This is a genomic window from Pseudoalteromonas fuliginea, from assembly GCF_000690055.1.
Lineage (GTDB): Bacteria > Pseudomonadota > Gammaproteobacteria > Enterobacterales > Alteromonadaceae > Pseudoalteromonas > Pseudoalteromonas fuliginea.
Genome location: NZ_JJNZ01000053.1, coordinates 33,226 through 52,898, shown reverse-complemented (window position 1 = coordinate 52,898; position 19,673 = coordinate 33,226). Strand labels below are relative to the sequence as shown.

Sequence of the window (19,673 nt, the reverse complement as noted above, 5' to 3'; positions counted from 1 at the left end):
TTATTCTCCGCTGTATTTAGCTGCTAAACCATTAACAAGGTGTTGATGAAGGCCATTAAAACCGCCATTGCTCATAATTAAAATGTGTTGATTAGGCTCAATATTTTCAAGCACTGCATCAATAATTGTTTGTGTACTGTTAAAGCACTGCATACCCGCTTTATCTGCTTGTTCTTTTAGCGACCAATTTAGATTCTCTGGTTCAAAAAGTAGTACCTCGTCAGCATCACGCAGTGAATCTAATAATGTATGTTGGTGTACGCCCATTTTCATGGTGTTTGAGCGCGGCTCTAAAATAGCGATAATTTTTTCATCGCCTACTTTTGCGCGCAAGCCCGCAAGCGTTGTTTTAATTGCCGTTGGGTGATGCGCAAAGTCGTCATACACTTTAATATTATTTATATCAGCCTTAAGCTCCATACGCCTTTTAGGGCTAATAAATTCTCCTAACGCATCAATACTATGATCAATGGCTATACCCACATGGCGCGCAGCAGCTATAGCCATTATCGCATTTTTAACATTATGCTCGCCTATTGCTTGCCAGCGAACAACTCCCTGCTTTTCGCCATTAAGTAATACATTAAACTCACTACCATCGGCTTTTATTAGCTCATAATTCCAATCAACACCGAGCGTTTCGCTTTCGCTCCAAAGCCCTTGTGCTATTACGTCATTAAGCGCTACGTCTTGCTTTGGCCAAATTACCTTGCCGCTTTGGGGTAATGTACGCATTAAGTGATGAAATTGTTTTTTTATTGCGTTTAAATCTTCAAAAATATCAGCATGATCAAATTCAAGGTTATTTAAAATAAGCGTACGTGGGAGGTAATGCACAAACTTACTGCGCTTATCAAAAAAAGCAGTGTCGTATTCATCGGCTTCAATAACAAAAAATGGCGTTTCGCCCACTTTCGCTGATATACCAAAGTTTTGTACTATGCCGCCAATTAAAAACCCAGGCTTTAAGCCAGCGTATTCTAATACCCATGCCAACATACTCGCTGTGGTTGTTTTTCCATGGGTCCCTGCTACAGCAAGCACCCATGAGTTTTGCAATAAATTATGTTTAAGCCATTCAGGACCTGAAGTATAAGGCAGACCTTTATCAAGGACATATTCAACACACGGGTTACCACGGCTCATTGCATTACCAATAACCACCATATCAGGCTTTGGATCTAATTGAGATACGTCATAGCCTTGGGTTAATTCAATACCAAGATCTTCAAGTTGCGTACTCATTGGCGGGTAAACGTTTTGATCAGAGCCGGTTACTTTATGACCCAACGATTTAGCTATGGCTGCAATACCACCCATAAACGTGCCACAAATGCCCAAAATATGTATATGCATATACTTTCCTTAAATCGCGTGACCACTTTACAGTAATGTAAAGTTTAATGGCGCTATAATGCCAAAATTAGTGCTGAGTTACCATTGCGAGTAAGCATTTCACTCATGCCAAAAAACAACACTTTAATAACAAAAAAGCCTTCTTAAGTTAGAAGGCTTTTTTGTTCGTCGGTGGTTAACTACATTGTCAAAAATACAATCAAGCCAACACCTAGTAATAAGCGGTATATTACAAACGGCAGCATACCCATTCGCTCTATCACTTTCAAAAACATAAATATACATGCATAAGCTGATAGGAACGATAACCCCACACCTAGTAATAACGTGTTCCAATCTACAACATGATCGCCTAGCGCAAGCTCTATTGTGTAATATAGCCCCATCATAGAAATAATAGGAATTGCCAGTAAAAACGAAAAACGCGCTGCGCTTTGCTTATTCATTCCAAGCATTAAACCAGCAGTCATGGTAATACCTGAGCGAGAAGTTCCCGGGATCATTGCAACAGCTTGTGCAAAACCGATGAGAAGCGCTGTTTTCCAATTAAGTTGGTAAATAGTTTTAATTTGCTTACCTTTTGCATCGGCGTACCAAAGGAGTAAACCAAATACAATGGTCGTTGTGGCAATAACCCATGCACTGCGTAAATACAATTCAACTAAGTCTTTTAGCAGTAAGCCTAAAATAGCCGCTGGAACAGTGCCTAAAATAATCCACCAGCCTAACTTACTATCATCTGTAGTACCTTGTGCGCCAAATGATTTAAACCACCCAGTAAGTATATCGGCCACCTCTTTACGAAAATAAATAACGACCGCAATTAAAGTCCCAACGTGAACAGCGACATCAAATGCAAGCCCCTGATCTTCCCAGCCTAAAACTTGCGATGGTAGAATTAAATGCGCTGAACTCGATATAGGTAGAAACTCAGTAAACCCCTGAATGAGGGCTAAAATAATTATTTCAATAATACTCATGGGTTAGAAAACTCCACCTTCCATAATTTTTGTTGAGGGTTATTATACGCACTCCATAACTGGGCAATTGTTTGTTTAGCTACAGGGTGATAAAAATCAGGAGCAACCTCGCTCAGAGGCTGTAATACAAATGCATTTTTAGTTATTTCGTCACGGGGCAGTTGTGCAGGGCTTTGGCAAATTACATCGTCGTAAAACAGTAAATCTAAATCCAGTGTCCGAGGGCTAAATTTTTTGTCGCTGGCAGTACGGCCATTATCACGTTCTATTTGCTTTAGTAGAGCGCATACATCAGCCAATGCCATATTTGTTGTCGCTGCAACCACTGAGTTATAAAAATTATTACCAGCAAACCCCACCGCTTCACTCTCAAAAACAGACGAGTGAATAATTTTTTTAAAGTGGCTCTCAAGTGCGATTAATGCAGATTGCATGTAATGTACTTTATTTATATTTGACCCAAGGCTGATATAAATCTGCGCCATTTAGTTACTTACCTTAGCGCGTGTAATTTCAACACCTACAGTTTGCGCTTGCGCCACTGCTGCGGGTTTACTTACTTTAATTGTTACTTGTGGAGTATTAAATTCAGTCAAAATAATTTGCGCTAATTGTTCTACTAATGTTTCGAGTAATTCAACTGGTTTAGCAGTGCAGTGCTCAATAACTCGCTCACTTACTTTTGAGTAATCAAGTGCTAAATTAATATCGTCATTCGCAGCTGCGGGTTTAATATCACTCAGCATTTCAATATCAAAATAAAGGCTCTGTTTACTTTCTTTTTCAAAGTCGTACACTCCAATAATAGTGTCGACGTGCAATTGAGATATAAATACCTTGTCCATTGATACTCCAAATAACCAAAACGACTGAACTTGTTATATAAAGCATCAAAAAAATTAATGCTGTATATGCTTTAATCAGTGTTTAAATATGTAAAAAATCCTTCTACAATAGCAAAATAGCTAGGTTAGCTAGTAATGAAAGAAGCATAATAATTTTTACGATAAATTTTGCCGCCAATAATAGCCCAAAAGCAATACCAATTGCATTAAATGTGGTTGGTATAACAATAAAAAAGTAAGGAAGCGTGTGTTAGCCATTTTGATATTTGTTTTAGCTTATTTACTCGGGTCAATTTCATCGGCCATATTGGTGTCACGACTATTCTCCCTTCCAGATCCTCGAAGCCATGGTTCTAACAACCCTGGCGCAACTAATGTTTATAGATTGGGAGGTGCATTACCTGCTTGCTTAGTGTTAATTTTTGATATTTTAAAAGGAACGATTCCGGTCTGGGGCGCTTATTTTTTAAAGTTTGAGCCATTTGAGTTAGGTTTGATTGCAGTTGCTGCGTGTTTAGGACATATGTATCCACTGTTTTTTAGTTTCAGAGGCGGTAAAGCAGTCGCTACAGCATTTGGGTCATTGTTACCTATTGGTTTATCGCTGGCGGGTTTACTTATTTTTACGTGGTTAGTTATTATTGCAGTTACACGTTATTCATCACTTGCAGCATTGGTTACGGTCTCTTTAGCACCTTTGTATACTTGGCTAATAAAACCACTTTATACGTTACCAGTCGCTTTTATTACGATCTTAATTATTTTTCGTCATCGCACTAATATTATTAGGTTATTTAGTGGCGATGAACCAAAAGTGGGCACTAAAAAAGCACCCACAGATGAAAATAAAAACATTTAATATATCGAGTATCAAATAGCTTCCAAACTATCTATTGGCCAACGCGGTTTTGTTTTCATATCAAGCGTGGCAAATTGCCCTGCTTTTAAACGCTGCATACCCGCACAAGCAATCATTGCCCCATTATCGGTACAAAACTCAGTGCGAGGATAAAAAACCTCGCCTTTCATGCCCTTCATAACGCGCTCAAGCTGTAAACGAAGCTGTGTATTTGCACTTACTCCGCCTGCAATGACTAAACGTTTAATACCTGTTTGTTTAAGTGCTCGCTTACATTTAATAACAAGCGTATCAATAACTGCAGTTTGAAATGCATGCGCTATATCGGCTTTAGTTTGTTCGTCATCATCATTTTCACGAATAGTGATTGATGCAGCTGTTTTTAAACCACTAAAACTAAAATCAAGGCCTGGCTTATCGGTCATCGGACGAGGAAATACAAAGCGTTTAGCAACACCTTGTTCAGCCATTTTAGCTAAGCGCGGACCACCGGGGTAATCAAGACCAAGCAACTTAGCCGTTTTATCAAAAGCCTCACCTGCAGCATCATCAACCGACTCACCTAGTACTTCGTATTGTCCAATACCTGCTACTTTAACCATCATGGTATGACCGCCAGATACTAATAAAGCAATAAACGGAAACTTAGGGATATTTTCCTCAAGCATAGGGGCAAGTAAATGCCCTTCCATGTGATGAACCGCTACCGCAGGAATATCCCACCCGTATGCTAGAGAGCGGCCAATGGAGGTACCTACAAGTAGTGCGCCAACCAAGCCAGGTCCAGCAGTATAAGCAATACCATCTAAATCTTCAGGGCCACAACCAGCTTGCGCAAAAGCAGCATCTATAAGCGGTAGCGTTTTACGAACATGATCGCGTGATGCAAGCTCCGGCACTACACCGCCATAATCAGCGTGTACTTTTACTTGGCTATATAATTGATGAGCTAACAAGCCTTTTTCATCATCGTATATTGCTATACCCGTTTCATCACACGACGATTCAATGCCTAAAATTCGCACAGTATTTCTCCAGCCTTTTTAAATTATTACTAAACTATTTTTATAACGAAAGACCAATATTTGTTTGGCCATCTTCAAGGGCAAACTTTTTAAGTGCCTTTACGCTATCGGAGGTAATACGCCCCATATTCTCTACAAAATCAATTAGCTCACCCAATACTTCAATCTCGTACTGCATTAATGGGTGCTCTCTAACGGCGGTATTATCTGCGATTTCACCTTCAACTGTCATTTGGTATTCAATAAAACGCGCAACGGTCGCTTGCGATATTTTACTTACACTAATGAACTCTTGCTCGTCTTGCGCCATTAAACCGTGCATTAAGCTAAGTAACGACGTTGCTGCATCAATAGCTGGATACGTACCAAACATATCAAAATCAGCAAGTTCAGGAACATTTGGCTCTATTTTTTCAACTTGTTTCTCGAGATCTATTTTACTTTTAGGTAGTAATATTTTTTCCCAACAAACATTAAGCGAATTTCGTAATAAGGTTTCGTCACCAAACCCTGTTGCTTCGCTAAATAAACCGTAATTTGGCAGCATTCGCTCAATTAAAGCACTCGCTAAAACGGCTTTTTGTAAATAGTTTAGCTCTCTAATACGCTGAAAATTATTTGCTTTAGTCATTCTTTAATGTCTCACATGACCAACAAAAATCAAATGTTGATCCATTATGCTCATTACAGTTAGGGCATACCCAATCTGGAGCGGATTGTTTTACTTGTTGATAGTTTACCAATATTTGTCGCGCATGGCGCTCTTTTATCGCATAAACCTGCACGCTAACTTGGGTTTGATCAAATGGGATTTCTCCCATTGCGCCTTGCAACATCTCTCCTTTAATTTGGCATTCAATACCACTTGTTTGTATTAAACCTTTAAGAATATTAGCTTCAAGGGTATTTTCGGCTTTATAAATTGTTACCCATTGAAAAGAGCCTACTGTTTCGTTTGTATTATTAGTATTTTGCAATTTCCACCTCGTTTATTTTATGTATACAATATCTTGCGTTACGCTGTACAAATTAAAGCTAGTAATACCACTTAAGGATACATTATGACACTCACCACTCCAGGTTTACTTTTTCCTGCAATATCATTGTTATTACTTGCCTACACAAACCGATTTTTAGTATTAGCACAATTAATTCGGGAACTAAATGCACGAGAAGGAGAGTCAATTCGTCCCGTTGTCGTCGCGCAAATAACAAACTTGAGAAAGCGTATTAAGCTAATTAGAACTATGCAAGTATATGGTGTGGCATCATTTTTATTATGCACTTTATCCATGTTTGCACTATTTATTGAATTTAATACAGCGGGCATTATTTTATTTGGTGTTAGCTTAACTTGCTTAAGTTTATCGTTATTAACCTCTTTATTTGAAATCCACATATCATGTGATGCTATTGAAATAGAACTCCAAAGCATAGAAAACAAACCATTAAGCAACCGTGTTAATCGTAACTTTGTTAAATAAAAAGCTGATATGTGTCAATGTTCATTCAACTATTCGTAAATTGTGCTTAATCAATACCCTATTATGTGGCATACTTTTTTCTTAATTTAGAATGTTCGTCTTTACTAGAATATATAAAAAATTGATTACAAAGCCTTTTTTATGATTTACTTATCCCTAAAAAGGATACTAGGTAAGTAATAAATCATGAGTTTCAAGGCTAAAGGATAATACTTTTTAACAATTTACCTCTTTGATAAATATTAAAAGGGGGATATCCTGACCAAAATTTGTCATAAATTTGCAAACGCATTTAGATATTAAATTTTACTATTTTGTTTAGCTAAAAATTAATATAATTGATGTTCGCGGCATCCGCGACTTACTTATAAAAAGGGACTATAAAGTGAGATTTGAACAATTAGAACAATTTGTAGCACTCGGCATACTACGCCATTTCAGACAAGCAGCAGAACAAACCCAAATCAGCACCTCCGCACTTACGCGAAGTATTCAAACACTTGAGGATGAAATGGGATACGAACTAGTTAAACGTTCAACTCGTTCTGTAAAGCTAACTCAGCAAGGTGAGCTATTCCTTGATTACGCAAAAAACACTTTATCTGAGCTAGAGCTTACTAAAAAGCTTATTTTTCAATCCGTAAGTGGAAAAACAGGTGAGAAATTAATTATTGGTTACACCAATAAAGCAAGTAATGTTGTACCTATTTCTTGCGGGCAATTTTTAGCACAGTACCCACATGTAAAAATAGAAATGCAACTGCAAGAAGAACACGAACTGAGCCGAAAGCTTCAACTAGGTGAAATTGATATTAGCGTATATTCACAAGCGATTAATAGTATTGGCAGTGATATACATTTACCAGATCAACTCATTTTATTCGTATCTAAAAATCACCCATTAGCTCAAAAAAATGACATTAGTAAGCACGACCTTGATAGCTTCCCGATGTATGGTTGCTTTTCGCAATCAAAACAAGTTCAAACAATGCTAAATGAAGCAATTGACTCTTTAAATAAGTCATCAAGCATTAAAGTGGGTAGTATTGAACAGGTCATAGCTGGTTTAGAAAAGTCAGACCACTTTGCTATTGCTAGCATAGAGCATACGAATGCTGTAGCAGAGCACTCTGAGTTAATTCAGCTAAAAACAAATAAGAGTTTAAGCCACGAACAGTTAGTCGTACAAACAAACAAACAGACAGCTGTTAATGAACATATAGATCAACTGTTATCTCTCATTAAAAAAGCCGCAACGACAATCAACTAACCTCGTTTTGTCTTGAGATAAGTGCGACACAAAGTGATAGCTTTTAACTTCTTTTGAGCTACACTGTCGCACCTTCAAAAAATGACCCACTTGAATGATTAACTTTTCAGCCGACGATACTTATTTAAATGATATCGAAGAGCTTGGCTACACTGTTATACCTAATGCTATAAATGAAGAGCTTATTATTGATTTAATGGCTGACTGTTATCGTATAAATCCTCAATTTAGCCTCGCTGGTATTGGCCGTTTAAATAATTTACAAATTGACGATACTATCCGCAAAGATAAGACCTTTTGGTTTGATGGTACCTCACAAGCGCAATTAACTTATCAAGCGACTATGGAAAGTATTCGTACAACGCTTAACCGTACTTTTTTCATGGGCTTATTTGACTATGAATGCCACTATGCAAAATATACTGAAGGTGATTTTTATAAAAAACACGTTGATGCTTTTAAAGGCCGCTCAAACAGAGTTTTTACCAGTGTGCTTTACCTAAATACTCCAGCACAAGGTGGTGAGCTTGTTGTCTACAAAACCAAAAGCAAAGAAATTGAAATAATAATAAAACCTCAAGCCGGTACATTGGTTTTATTTGAAAGTGAGCGTTTTGTACATGAGGTATTGCCAGCCATAGATAATCGTTATTCAATTGCTGGGTGGTTTAGAAAAAACGCATCTATCAGCGGCATTATTGATCCGCCTCGCTAAAAATGACTCAAACTAAATAGCCATTGGATACGAAAACAATAAACCTATAAAAATAGCTAATCCAACATAGTGATTATTTAAAAATGCTTTAAAACATGCCCCGCGCTCACGTTTGTGGATAAGTGTTTGCTGATAAAACAACAAACCAGCAGCGACACTTAATCCAACTCCAAATGCAGTTGATAGTTCATTAATAAAACCTATAAAAGCCACTATAACTACAAAGGTCATATTAAGGAAAAAAATGATGTGACGATCGTATTCACCAAACAAAATAGCCGTCGATTTAACGCCTATTTTTAAATCATCATCTCTGTCTACCATTGCATACATTGTGTCGTAGGCTACCGTCCAGCAAATATTAGCAATAAATAATAACCAAGCCTGTAAAGGAAGTGCATTTATCGAAGCCATATAAGCCATCGGTATTGCCCAGCCAAATGCTGCCCCGAGTACAACTTGAGGTAACTGTGTGTAGCGCTTCATAAACGGATAACAAAAGGCTAATGCCAACGCACCAAAAGAAAGTAAAATAGTATTAAAACTGAGTATCAACACTAAAATAAATGCTATGACTATTAATAGTAAAAACAAACTAAGTGCTTCACCACTGCTAACCAGCCCCGAAGCCAATGGACGCTGGGCGGTCCGCTTTACTGAGCCATCTATCTCTCTATCAGCAAAATCATTTATTACGCAACCTGCACTTCGCATAACGATAACGCCAAGCGTAAATACAACAAAGTTGACTAAGCTAGGCATTCCATCATTAGCAAGCCATAAAGCCCAATAGGTTGGCCAAAGTAACAATAGTGTACCAATTGGTTTATCTACACGCATAAGTTGTATGTAGTAAGGGAGATGCTGTGACTTTAAGGTTGCTAGCTTCATGAGTAAAGGTACGCTCCAGGTAAAAACACTTCACAGACCAAAAAATTGTAATCTTTAAGCGAAAATACGCTACGTCGGCCTAACAACTTTTGTATTGGTAAGTTTAGTTGTAATGCTAATTGCTGTATCGGGTGCTCTGTATCAAAACGAGCGACTTCTATCTCTTTGCGCACGAGCTCTGGATTTTGAAAAATAACATCGCCTAATGGGCGATCCCCCATATTATGCAGAGGGTTTTTTGGTTGATTTGATAATTGATTATCTGGCAGCCAGCTTTGTGCATATACCATGGGAATATTATCGCACAATAAAAGTACTTCTCGGTTTAATGCCGTTGAGGCTTCGCAGCCAAGCAATGCTTTTTGCTCAAGTGTTAAATCAAAAATTTTTTCACTGAGCACTTTTACGCTAAATACTTGCGCCCTGCTTTTTAATTTAACTGTTAAGGAATGTGGCTCAAAAAGCCACTCACGTTCAGAGGATGATAAATCACTTACTTGTGATGTGCATTGCCAATTGACTAATAACGAAATAGGGAAAGTAATCACGATAACTCTATTAAATAAAATCCAACGCGATAATAACATTGCCAAAGCATTTGAAAAAGTGATCATTCATTATCGTAAATAACGAGGGCGTGTTGACCTTTCAAGATGGAAAATTGTTCAACTTAGGGACGATTTAATCGCAGCGCGAGATAATAAGCGAAACAATTAGTTCAAAATATCTTTTTTAGTCCATAAGTTAAACCGCCTCCATATGGCACTCCATGCACCAAAGTAAAAAGTCAGATCTCGCCATGGAATATCTGTGCACAGATTATAATGCTTTCAAGCGTTTTTCTATGATCAAGCTGATTATAAATTCGACCACTTAAGCACATTACTTTTGATAAGATATCCATGACGCCTGTGAACATTAATCTTGGTATTAAGATTTGGTGTATCGTTTTTTAGCGAGTTCAATTATGCCTTTCTTTCATGCTATTTATTTTCATACCTCAAAGTTCAGCGCGCTCTAGTATAAATAGCTCGACTCAATAGGGTGTATTAACCGAATTTACTGCCAACTCACTCTTAAATCTAGTGCTTCCCCTATACTCGAAGAACAAGGACCAAAAACGGCATAGTCACCAATAATTCTCATAAATTTAGCCTGACGGCTCCTTGGCAGCGTTGATAAATCGAGTATAGTATTAAGGCCATAAGGTTGCCCCTCTTCGACAAATTCATCTACGACAAGCTCATTAACCTCATCGCCATAAATTCCATTATCGTTGAGGTCAATCCAGACTTTCCATGAGGTAGATCGCTCTGTTACTTCAGTATCTCCTTGAATATTAATGATAGTATTGCTGGGATCTATTAGCTCTATAGGCATTTGGGTATAGTCCCATGCTGTTGAACTATAATTAATGTTGTTATCACCAATTAAAACATGAGTGATGTGCTTATCGACGCTAGCTGAGTTTATTGAACAATACTCATCTGTTACCTGAATAAGCCGTTCAAAGGTATCCTGATCATCGGATTGATCAGTTACTGTTAACTTAACTGGGTAGCTTCCAGATTCTGCGAATATATGCTCGGGGCTTGCTTCTGTTGAAGTTTGGCCGTCTCCAAAATCCCATAACCATTGAACTACTTGACTCGTTGAGCGGCTATCATCGGTAAACTGAGTGCGTAATTTAATTTTCTCTGCATTAAAATAGCTAAGCACGCCTTGGTCAAAAAGTTTTATTTTTACCACCTTAAAAGCTTCAACAACATCTTCTTCAGATAAGCCAGCTACACCTGCTTGCTGTTTAATACATTCTGCAGCTTCAGTTAGTGTGGTCAACGCACTCCAACAGACCTTCGCTGAATTTAAATACACTTTATAGGTAGGCTCTATTCCCCATTGATTTGATAGTAAATAAAATGGGTAGGTGATCATACCAATGCGTAAATAGAAATTATCACCAGCCTCTTCATAATCAAGAAAGCTATCAATTGCACCATTTTCAGTTTTTATCTGATCGAGATGACGAATAAAGCCGCCATTCTCTTGGCCGTGAATCCAATTATCTGAATGTCCCGTAAACTCGTATTTTGCCATTACACCTGAGATATCGCCAAAGGCTTCATGCAAGGTACGAGCATCAGTACTAATTTCATGATCGAATCGATTTAAATCAGATATTCTATTTAAAACTCCATGGCCTACTTCGTGCGCAATGATGTCAAGTGAAGCCATAGAGTAAAATAATGGATACGCATCACCAAAGTTGGCATATGCGCCATCCCAAAAGGCGCTTTGTTCATATTGTTGACCATAGTGGACACGGATTCTAATTTTGTCCTCCAGTGGCGGCTCCCCTAGGTATTTAACAAAGCTATTGTAAACTAGTGTGCCGTAAAACATGGCGTCATTTAGCGTTGAATACGTCCAAACCCCAGTCTCATCAGAAATCATATCTTCGGAATGTGTTGGCTGCGTACCACATAAAAAGGAATAAGGAGGGAAGGCATTCTCATTAATATCGTTAGGGAGTTCGTTACGATTATAACTCTCCCCAACTTCATCCTTAGTATTATTCATATGCGTAATACTAACTAAACCATTATCAAAAATACATAATCCACCTTGCTCTTCTGTGCGTTGAATTGAAATTTTCTTGCGACCAACGCCATAATCCCAAGTGTGAACTTTATTTCCACCAGGCCCCGATAATTCAGCATTACCGATGAAATCATGAAAGGGAATAAGGGTACCTTTCGTGGCCTGTCCAATGGTGTTTACCGGCAAAAGAAGTAACGCATTGGTATTTTCAGGTATACTTGTATCCTCTGGAATATCAAGATCGTAAACCGATTTTTTCATAGTTTTTAACCAAGCATCACCCTGTTTATTTCCTTGCTCATCTACCCAATAAGCCCATACAGACTCAACTCTAGCGGGGTCACTATCAATAACTTCAGGCGCGACAATAGTTACGCTGCCAGATAGTTTGCCAATAGAACTATCTTGATCACGAAAAAACGCATGTAATATTTGATTTGTTGGTACTTCAGTAACAGAGTTTAGCGGTTCTTCAATTGGCGGTAGTTTTATCTCAGGAGAGCCAGAGCTGCCGCCCCCACACGAAACGAGGAATAAAGTAATAAATATAGAGGTGAATTGTTTAAATCGAATAAGATTTAATTGGATGAGATTTGTCGGCAATAAAAGTGATTTAAAAAAAGTCATTGGCTATCCTTAGTCGATGGGCATATAAAAAGACATTATAAATCAATGAAATATGAGTTAACTTTAGCTTTTTATCATTAAGTTTACACTCTAGAACAAATACGCTATTTTTTCAATTTATTAGGCTAAATTATAGACTGTAGTGTGTAAGTAACTTGAGGTTTCAATTAGCCTATTTTTCATCCAAATTCAGGTTAAATAACCCCATTAGTTAAAGAGCAATCTAACTAATGTGGCTAGACAACGGGTTAAGACCGTGCAGTATCGCAGATATTCTTCCAAATATTTGTTCAACTAGTCAACGTTCGCTATCGCAGATTCAATACGGCTTTCGCAAAGAGTTGTTCCGGGCAAAATTGCACAATACTCGCCAGCTTGCTCAAGTCCGATACGTTGAGTATTACGTGCAGTAATACGCGCTGCTAGTTGCTCGATTTCAAGCGGCTCTTCAGATACCGCTTTAAACGCACTCAACCTCTCTATCTCGTCATAAACTAAATCTTGATAGCTTCTGAGCCTTGCGGACAGCGCAATATAGCGCTCAGATATTGCAGCTTGACCAGCATAGGCTAAGTCATAATGGCCAGAATCCTCGTAACTTTCGACTTCATACTTTAAAATATTTAAATGTTCGTCTTTAAGATCATCAACATAGTCACCACCATCAAATAAATAGCTAAACAAATTATCGGCATACGTTATACAAGGAGTTAGATTATCGGTTTTACAATGCATAGTGCCATTTTTACTTAGCCCTGCTAGTTCTGGCGTCATACCACCATCGGTGTTCACCTGAATAGTATATACAGCATCTTTGGTAGCTTCTTGAAATACTTTAGTTTTAGTAAAAGTCTTACTAAAAAAAAGAAACTTCACTTTGATTTTAGTCTGAAACCATTCGTATTTAGCGCGATCTTTAAAATGGAGTTTGGCTGTTACATAGATACGCGAGCCGAGTTTGATATTGTGGATAAAGCTGTCACCACAGCGACTTCTTACTTGATTTGGATCTGTATTTAGTAGCCCTTGAATAGCCATTTTAGTCGTTCTATTTTCAAAGTTATAACTTCCTTTTTCATAGGTTAATTCTACTGCCGAGGCGGCAGAATTTCTATTTTTTGTTACTTTCCTGCGCATGGAAAATTTGGCTGAACCTCCAAAAATAACCAAGTTGATACCAGCCTTTACGCTGCCTGTGATGGTATTGATCATGGTATCTGAGTCAAAGTCGCCACGATAAGCCAAATCGCCCATACTACCGCCTTGAAATTGCCACTGACCATCGAGGCATGGTTCAAGCGGTATGCCTAATTTCTGCTCAAACCCGTGTCCAAGCTGTTCTTGTTCGGTATTTAAAGAGTAATAGGTATGTCCATTTGCGTAAAAGCTTAACAGGCCACAGAGCACTATTAATATGGTTATTAAGTGCATACATAAATTCCTGTAAATGGTTTGCAGAGGCAAAGGGCGAGGAAGCAATAACTCAATATTCGATTGTTTATTACTTACCACGTCCCAATTTTACTAATTGAATCTTAGCATTTTTTATTACTCGCTAATTTTCAAAAGCAGCTCCATAGGTTGGAAGGGCTGATTTACATGGTAGCCATGCCATCACACCCACAGCGGGGTCATTAGCATCAACGAATGATGGTGCCCAACCTAATTGTCTAAACCCAAGCGATACATGGTTTTCTTCAATACCAAAGTTCGCGGTTGCCTCTCGAGCATTTTCGCATTTGAAATATTGGCTCATGTTATCCGCTGGTATATTCAGATCAGCAAGCGTGTAGCTTTGTATGCAGCCGACACCGCTACCACCACAGGTGTTGAGGTAATCATTCCATGCATCTGAACATGCTGCCCCGTAAGGGTTATCGCGACAAACTCGGGCATATTGCTCATAAATCCAAGCGTTATTGTAAGCGGCTTCCTGCACACTTTCTGCTTTTTGACGCTGTACATCAGTCATCCAGCTAGCGTATTGTGCAAGCACACCACGAGCACGGTGCTCATGATTAACCGACTTTTTGAATTGATCTTCAAGCCATAAAGTACGGTAGGTAGTTTCAAAGCGAATATCTTTATTACCGGAGTCTAAGCGACGTAAATCCTGTGAACTGATCTCGTAAGGAGTTGCTTTGTAACGCACAACATTATAATCAGAGAGTGCATTAAACTGATTGCCAAAGTCGTTCTTCGCATAGTTCACCGCTTGCTCAAATAAGGTAAAGCAAGGCTCATAGTTATCAAGTGAACAAGTGATAATATTGTTAGGAATTATACTTAGCAGCTGCTTAGGATCCCCCCCTTTTTGCAATGCTCTGACGGTGATACGCACACTTTTCTTAAGATCTTCGTCAATATAATTAAGCTTACCATCGACGCTAATACCAATATTTCCTGCGCCATAGCTAACGCCTAAATAACCGCCAATTTCACTTTTGTGCTGCTCACTTAAGTACTCAATTTTCATGTTAATAAGTAACTGAGCACCGTATTCAATCTCACTAATAAAGGCATCACCAGCCATGCTCATTAGTTTACTTTGATACTCATTTGCTAGCGTATTACCTGAAGGTGTCAATGTATAACCAATATTGGCATCTGTTGGCATAAGAACACGTTTTTTGGGTGTCAACGATGCTTGGAAGGTATAAGTATTCGAAAACTCAGTAGAGGACATTTCCTTGGCTAAATGACCACCCGCTTTAATACGAATAACAGGAAAGCCAACATCTACATCAACATTACCATTTAGCTGACGAAGAACTGCGTCGTAGCTGCCATTATTTACTAACTCAAATTGCACACGAGTATTACCAAGGGTTTCAATGGTTTCACCTGCGACAGTTTGAACATTCAAAAAGCGTTTTTGATCGCTGTTATAGGCTGTACCCAACACAATGTGATCGTTCACCAATCCAGGTATTTCACTTTGGAAGGTATTCACATTGAGTGCTTTTTGCATTAGCTGTGCTTCATTCACAAAATTTGAATCTGCGAATGCGAAAGGTGTAGTGCAGGCAATAAGTGCCGCGATAGTCTGTTTGTATAAGTTCATGTTGCCACCTATTACTTCACGTAAAGGAGGTAATCTTCTACCTCTCCGGAGTCTACTTCTTTACATGCATCATTGCTGCCACCCAAGTAATCCATGGTAACGCGCATTTTCGTCATGCCCTTTTTTGCACCTGTTGGTGGGGTAATTTCGACCTGAGTTGCTTGCTCAGAAACACCAGCAAACAAGGTTTCTTTTGTATCGTTGAAATCACCGTCTTGGTTCCAATCAATAAACACATGCCAAGTTTCAGGGTATGCTTCTGCACTACTAAATCCTGGGGTTAATGTTAACTGGTAGCTTTTATCTGTATATATTTTCGCGGTATCGCCAACATAGTTACTGTAAAAGGTGTTGCTGCTGGTGTTCTCAATATTGGAAAACTTCACCGATTGGATGAATTCGTAGGTTCGCTCACGAGACTTTGTCGTACAATAGTTTGGCATTGTAGGGGTGACCATAACAGCACTGATCCGATAGTCAGACGGGATCTGAAAACAAGAGGTAGTTGGTAATTTACCCGCAAACCAGTTCTTAGGATTCGCATTATCTTCGTCACCAAAGGTGAGGTATTTAGCATCTCCCCTAAGGGTATTATTTTCGTATAACATCACTTTTTTAAGATCCGCTATTTTCTCATCGTTTGGAATGGGGGTTGTGGGGTCGAAAATATTATCAGAGACCTCAACCAATAATCCTGAATAGCACTTTTCCAACCATTGAAAGCGACCTAACGCTTGCTGTGGTGTGAGTAAATCTCGAGATTCAAATAAAGTCGTATTCGCTTGTACTGATGGCACTATTATGGCAGCAAACGAGGTAATTAATGTGCTGGTTAGCATGACTTTTAACATAGTCTTATTCCTTATAATTCTAGCCATTTACGGTCATATTGATGAACGCGGCCACGAGTCTGTAGCTCTCTATCGCGGCAATAATTACCTATTGGATTACGCTTACAAAAATCAACGGCGTCCGCCAAAATAAAAGAGTTAAAGAGTGAATTATCGCGAATGGTTTCTAATGCAGTTCGATGTGAGTTATTCAACTCACTGGCGTAGTAATTGAGTACGTTATCCGCACGACGATTATCGAGAATTGCCTGCACCCAATCATCACTCATGTTTTTGAGCGCCAATTTAGTCAAGATGCTTTTAGCTGGGTACACGTCATCAGGTACTAAAGGAGATAGACTTGGCCCTGAATCGGTGTAACTTTGTGTCAATACTCTACCGACGTTATATTTATCCAAGGTATCAAACTGAGCAACGTAGTTGGTTTTGATGTAATCGATGCTGTTTTTAAAAACATCAAAGCATGGTGTCGGGTTTTCCATCGTACAGTTGACGAGTTGATTTGGGATCACCTTCAAAAGCTCTATCGGGTCGCCACCAAACTGTAATGCTGAAACCGTAATTTTGATATTACGTTTCACGTCTTCGTCTACTTTTTGCAATTTACCACTGACATTGACTTTACCAGCCCAATCGACACCAAGCTGTCCCCCCCATTTTACTTTGTCTTCGTCATTTTTATATTGGAACTTGAGGTTGATCATCACTTGAGATCCATATTCAATCGCTGACACGAACTCATTACCAATATTATTGAATTTGTCTCCTGGATTAGCATTGGCCAAATCAAGCGCGGCTTGTGTAGGTTTAAACCCTGTTTGAGGATCTGCAACTAACAGCCGTTTTTTTGGCTTTAAGGAGAGAAATAGTGTGTAAGTACCGGTGTAGTTATCTGCAGTATTTTGTTTTGCGTAGCTTGCGCCAACCCCCACTTTTATTACGGGAACATCAAGGGCCGCTCCTAAGTTACCATCAAGCATACTCGATAGTTGGCTATAACTCATGTCAACACCGACAACAAAATCCATTTCAGTATTACCATAGGTTTCATCTACTTGACCAAGTACACTTTGCAGTGCATAAAAACCTTCTTTTTCACTGTGGTAAGCGGTACCTAGCGTGACTGAATCTAAGTCAGAGTTACTTGCTTGAGTAGCAAAGTTAAAATTGCCTATTTGCTCAGCTGCGGTTGAAAAACTACAGGCAAAAAAAACCGCTACCCCCATGGCACGTGCCAATGGAGAATATGTAAATTTCATATTTAATTCCTTACAGAGAAGTATGGCCTTTCGAATAGAAAGGCCTAGTGGCCTGATTAATCCAAACTGTTGATATAGTCAGTTTTCCACTTTTCAGGAAGGCGTTGAAGAATCTCTTCTTCTGACATGCGAATATTCTGATCTTTGTAGTTCAATTCGTCTTGAGTAGCCAAATCCCCTACCGCCATGCCGTTTGCAAACATTGCAAAATTACGAGACTCAGCGAATTTCGAATTTTCTGTAGGCGCCAGTTTCAAATTGTAGATTTTGTCTTTGTACTTCTCTTTTGTTACATTAGTAACAAGCACGGAACCTGTTTCCGTAAGAATACGATCACCTATTTGCAGTTCTTTCGCCCAAATAAGACCTTTATTAGAGGTAGAAATTGGGTGGGTTTCAGTTGTTAAGATATCAGAGCCATCAGCGCCTTTTATGCGATACATCTTAATCGCTTCAATTCCTACTGACACATCAACAACTTGCATAGGTTCTTTAACTTGAGTATTCGAAGCTAGTGCACCTAACACCAAATCGCCTTTCGCAATATCTTCAATAGCGCGTTGCTTGCCATCGGCCATAGTGATCATTGTGCCGGTTGCTAAACAACTGTAACCAAGCTTCATCATAGGCAACACTTCACTATAAAAGTTACCAAAACGCGCTGATGTCTCTGACGTTAACGATACTTGGAATGCATTCGCGCCACCACGTCCCTTTTTAAAGTACGGATAACCTTTAACAGCAAATGTCATATACCAGTTTGCTTGGGCGATATTCGAGAAAAGTTTGGCATTGCCAAAACGACCTTCTGAACGCGGGATGTTCCAGCGGATGATCGACTCTTGGTTTGCACTATCAACTTCAAATTCTAAATAGTCAGAAAATTGTTTAACTGCATTTTCGAGTCCTTTGTAGCTTTGCTTTGTCGCGCCACCATAGATACCTTCTTGTAAATAGATATTTGTTGGCTCATCTATACCGTTTGGTAAATCACCTATAGTTGGATAAATATCAGTGATCTCGTGAGGAATGCGTAATTCACCGTTGAATGGGATGTTTACATCCGTAATCTCGTTAGGATCTCCAATTTGATCTGCTGCGTAGTCACAGTCTGCATGACTACGGTTTAGACAGATTTTAATAACAGCATCATTATTTTTATCGATAGGTGCAGTTGCATTGTATTTTGGACGTGTGTCCAATGATGAACTGATCCCAACGTTAAGTGCAGATACCGGAGCGTCGCCCTTTGCAGCTGGTGAAGCTGAGCCATAAAGTGCTTCAAAATGCTCCCATGAGAAGGGGTATTCAGTATACTTCATCGTTGTACTGATGGTGCCATCTTCTTGCTCAAGTTCCACATATGAACTGGCATAAATGGTATCTAAATTTGGGAAGTTTGCCTTCAATGATTTCAGTGAAATAGTCGAAGTTGCAAGCGTGTCTTTGCCATACAACACATTAAATGTAGAGCCCAAAGGAGCAAGCTGATTGCCGTTTGCATCTTCTAATAATAAGTCGATGTAAGTCGCTTTTGTACCGCCAAAACGTGAGCTTTTTGCACGTACAATAATATATGGCTCGTTTGTATCTGATGAAATGGCTAAGTTCATATCCAAGAAGAAATGCGCTTCTTTGATGATATCGACTTCAGCTTCACTAACCGGTGGCACTTCAGACGTTGTCATGTTCATTTTTGCTGATAAATGCTGTCCTTTAGCTACATCTAGCGTTTTATGTAGTTGCGGATAATCACTCTCAATACGATTTGCTTTTATCAATCGTGACTTTGCCAATTGATAGTGCTGTGGATTTGACATATCTAGCTTGCGGATCCCAAATTGAT

The 19,673-nt window shown here is 38.9% G+C and carries 20 protein-coding genes; 4 read left to right on the top strand and 16 right to left on the bottom strand.

The window, feature by feature from the left end; translation table 11 throughout:
- From mpl to folB, 4 genes are all read right to left on the bottom strand, one after another.
- Complete coding sequence (mpl, locus tag DC53_RS06175) at positions 1-1,356, bottom strand: UDP-N-acetylmuramate:L-alanyl-gamma-D-glutamyl-meso-diaminopimelate ligase (protein ID WP_008134879.1); 1,356 nt, start codon at positions 1,354-1,356, stop codon at positions 1-3.
- 179 nt (positions 1,357-1,535) lie between these two features.
- Positions 1,536-2,336: an undecaprenyl-diphosphate phosphatase gene (locus DC53_RS06180; protein ID WP_033030924.1), complete on the bottom strand. Its 801-nt coding sequence runs from the start codon at positions 2,334-2,336 to the stop codon at positions 1,536-1,538.
- Positions 2,333-2,821: a 2-amino-4-hydroxy-6-hydroxymethyldihydropteridine diphosphokinase gene (gene folK, locus DC53_RS06185; protein WP_033030922.1), complete on the bottom strand. Its 489-nt coding sequence runs from the start codon at positions 2,819-2,821 to the stop codon at positions 2,333-2,335. Before folK ends, DC53_RS06180 begins: the two co-directional genes overlap by 4 nt.
- Positions 2,822-3,181, bottom strand: a complete 360-nt coding sequence (folB, locus tag DC53_RS06190) for a dihydroneopterin aldolase (protein WP_033030921.1) — start codon at positions 3,179-3,181, stop codon at positions 2,822-2,824. It lies immediately after the preceding gene.
- Between the two features lie 247 nt (positions 3,182-3,428).
- On the opposite strand from folB, the gene plsY reads away from it, so the two are divergent.
- A complete protein-coding gene (gene plsY, locus DC53_RS06195) occupies positions 3,429-4,040 on the top strand; it encodes a glycerol-3-phosphate 1-O-acyltransferase PlsY (protein WP_033030919.1) in 612 nt (203 codons plus the stop codon).
- Between the two features lie 11 nt (positions 4,041-4,051).
- On the opposite strand, the gene tsaD is transcribed toward plsY, so the two are convergent.
- The 3 genes from tsaD to DC53_RS06210 are packed head-to-tail and all read right to left on the bottom strand — an operon-like array spanning position 4,052 to position 6,042.
- On the bottom strand, positions 4,052-5,065 hold the full coding sequence (gene tsaD, locus DC53_RS06200) for a tRNA (adenosine(37)-N6)-threonylcarbamoyltransferase complex transferase subunit TsaD (RefSeq protein ID WP_033030917.1): 1,014 nt from the start codon (positions 5,063-5,065) through the stop codon (positions 4,052-4,054).
- A 40-nt stretch (positions 5,066-5,105) separates the two neighbouring features.
- Positions 5,106-5,696, bottom strand: a complete 591-nt coding sequence (locus DC53_RS06205; protein ID WP_008134889.1) for a YjaG family protein — start codon at positions 5,694-5,696, stop codon at positions 5,106-5,108.
- Positions 5,689-6,042, bottom strand: a complete 354-nt coding sequence (locus DC53_RS06210) for a putative signal transducing protein (protein ID WP_033030914.1) — start codon at positions 6,040-6,042, stop codon at positions 5,689-5,691. Before DC53_RS06210 ends, DC53_RS06205 begins: the two co-directional genes overlap by 8 nt.
- Before the next feature lie 84 nt (positions 6,043-6,126).
- On the opposite strand from DC53_RS06210, the gene DC53_RS06215 reads away from it, so the two are divergent.
- From DC53_RS06215 to DC53_RS06225, 3 genes are all read left to right on the top strand, one after another.
- A complete protein-coding gene (locus tag DC53_RS06215; protein WP_007377863.1) occupies positions 6,127-6,549 on the top strand; it encodes a DUF2721 domain-containing protein in 423 nt (140 codons plus the stop codon).
- Between the two features lie 385 nt (positions 6,550-6,934).
- Positions 6,935-7,819, top strand: a complete 885-nt coding sequence (locus DC53_RS06220; protein WP_033030912.1) for a LysR family transcriptional regulator — start codon at positions 6,935-6,937, stop codon at positions 7,817-7,819.
- Positions 7,820-7,913: 94 nt separating this feature from the next.
- Positions 7,914-8,534: a 2OG-Fe(II) oxygenase gene (locus tag DC53_RS06225; RefSeq protein ID WP_007377865.1), complete on the top strand. Its 621-nt coding sequence runs from the start codon at positions 7,914-7,916 to the stop codon at positions 8,532-8,534.
- A gap of 12 nt (positions 8,535-8,546) precedes the next feature.
- Here the strand turns inward: DC53_RS06225 and ubiA are convergent, their stop codons facing one another.
- The 9 genes from ubiA to DC53_RS06265 all read right to left on the bottom strand — a co-directional run bounded on the left by ubiA (position 8,547) and on the right by DC53_RS06265 (position 19,623).
- Positions 8,547-9,425 carry a 4-hydroxybenzoate octaprenyltransferase gene (ubiA, locus tag DC53_RS06230; protein WP_007377866.1) on the bottom strand — a complete coding sequence of 293 codons (879 nt, stop codon included), beginning with the start codon at positions 9,423-9,425 and terminating at the stop codon, positions 8,547-8,549.
- Positions 9,422-9,973, bottom strand: a complete 552-nt coding sequence (locus tag DC53_RS06235) for a chorismate--pyruvate lyase family protein (protein WP_033030935.1) — start codon at positions 9,971-9,973, stop codon at positions 9,422-9,424. The genes ubiA and DC53_RS06235 overlap by 4 nt, the downstream gene beginning before the upstream one ends.
- Before the next feature lie 165 nt (positions 9,974-10,138).
- The gene (locus DC53_RS22960) at positions 10,139-10,243 is read right to left on the bottom strand and encodes a transposase (RefSeq protein ID WP_081824579.1); all 105 of its coding nucleotides are present in this window, start codon (positions 10,241-10,243) and stop codon (positions 10,139-10,141) included.
- Positions 10,244-10,484: 241 nt separating this feature from the next.
- Positions 10,485-12,653, bottom strand: a complete 2,169-nt coding sequence (locus DC53_RS06240; protein WP_033030911.1) for a PKD domain-containing protein — start codon at positions 12,651-12,653, stop codon at positions 10,485-10,487.
- A gap of 294 nt (positions 12,654-12,947) precedes the next feature.
- Positions 12,948-14,084, bottom strand: coding sequence for a hypothetical protein (locus tag DC53_RS06245; RefSeq protein WP_033030909.1), 1,137 nt, complete (start codon positions 14,082-14,084; stop codon positions 12,948-12,950).
- A gap of 124 nt (positions 14,085-14,208) precedes the next feature.
- The gene (locus tag DC53_RS06250; protein WP_008134907.1) at positions 14,209-15,717 is read right to left on the bottom strand and encodes a hypothetical protein; all 1,509 of its coding nucleotides are present in this window, start codon (positions 15,715-15,717) and stop codon (positions 14,209-14,211) included.
- Between the two features lie 11 nt (positions 15,718-15,728).
- Positions 15,729-16,556, bottom strand: a complete 828-nt coding sequence (locus DC53_RS06255; protein ID WP_239462856.1) for a GEVED domain-containing protein — start codon at positions 16,554-16,556, stop codon at positions 15,729-15,731.
- A 23-nt stretch (positions 16,557-16,579) separates the two neighbouring features.
- Positions 16,580-17,827 (bottom strand): hypothetical protein, encoded by a 1,248-nt coding sequence (locus DC53_RS06260; protein WP_033030905.1) that lies wholly within the window; start codon positions 17,825-17,827, stop codon positions 16,580-16,582.
- Between the two features lie 56 nt (positions 17,828-17,883).
- On the bottom strand, positions 17,884-19,623 hold the full coding sequence (locus DC53_RS06265; RefSeq protein WP_239462857.1) for a Hint domain-containing protein: 1,740 nt from the start codon (positions 19,621-19,623) through the stop codon (positions 17,884-17,886).
- Positions 19,624-19,673: the final 50 nt, after the last annotated feature.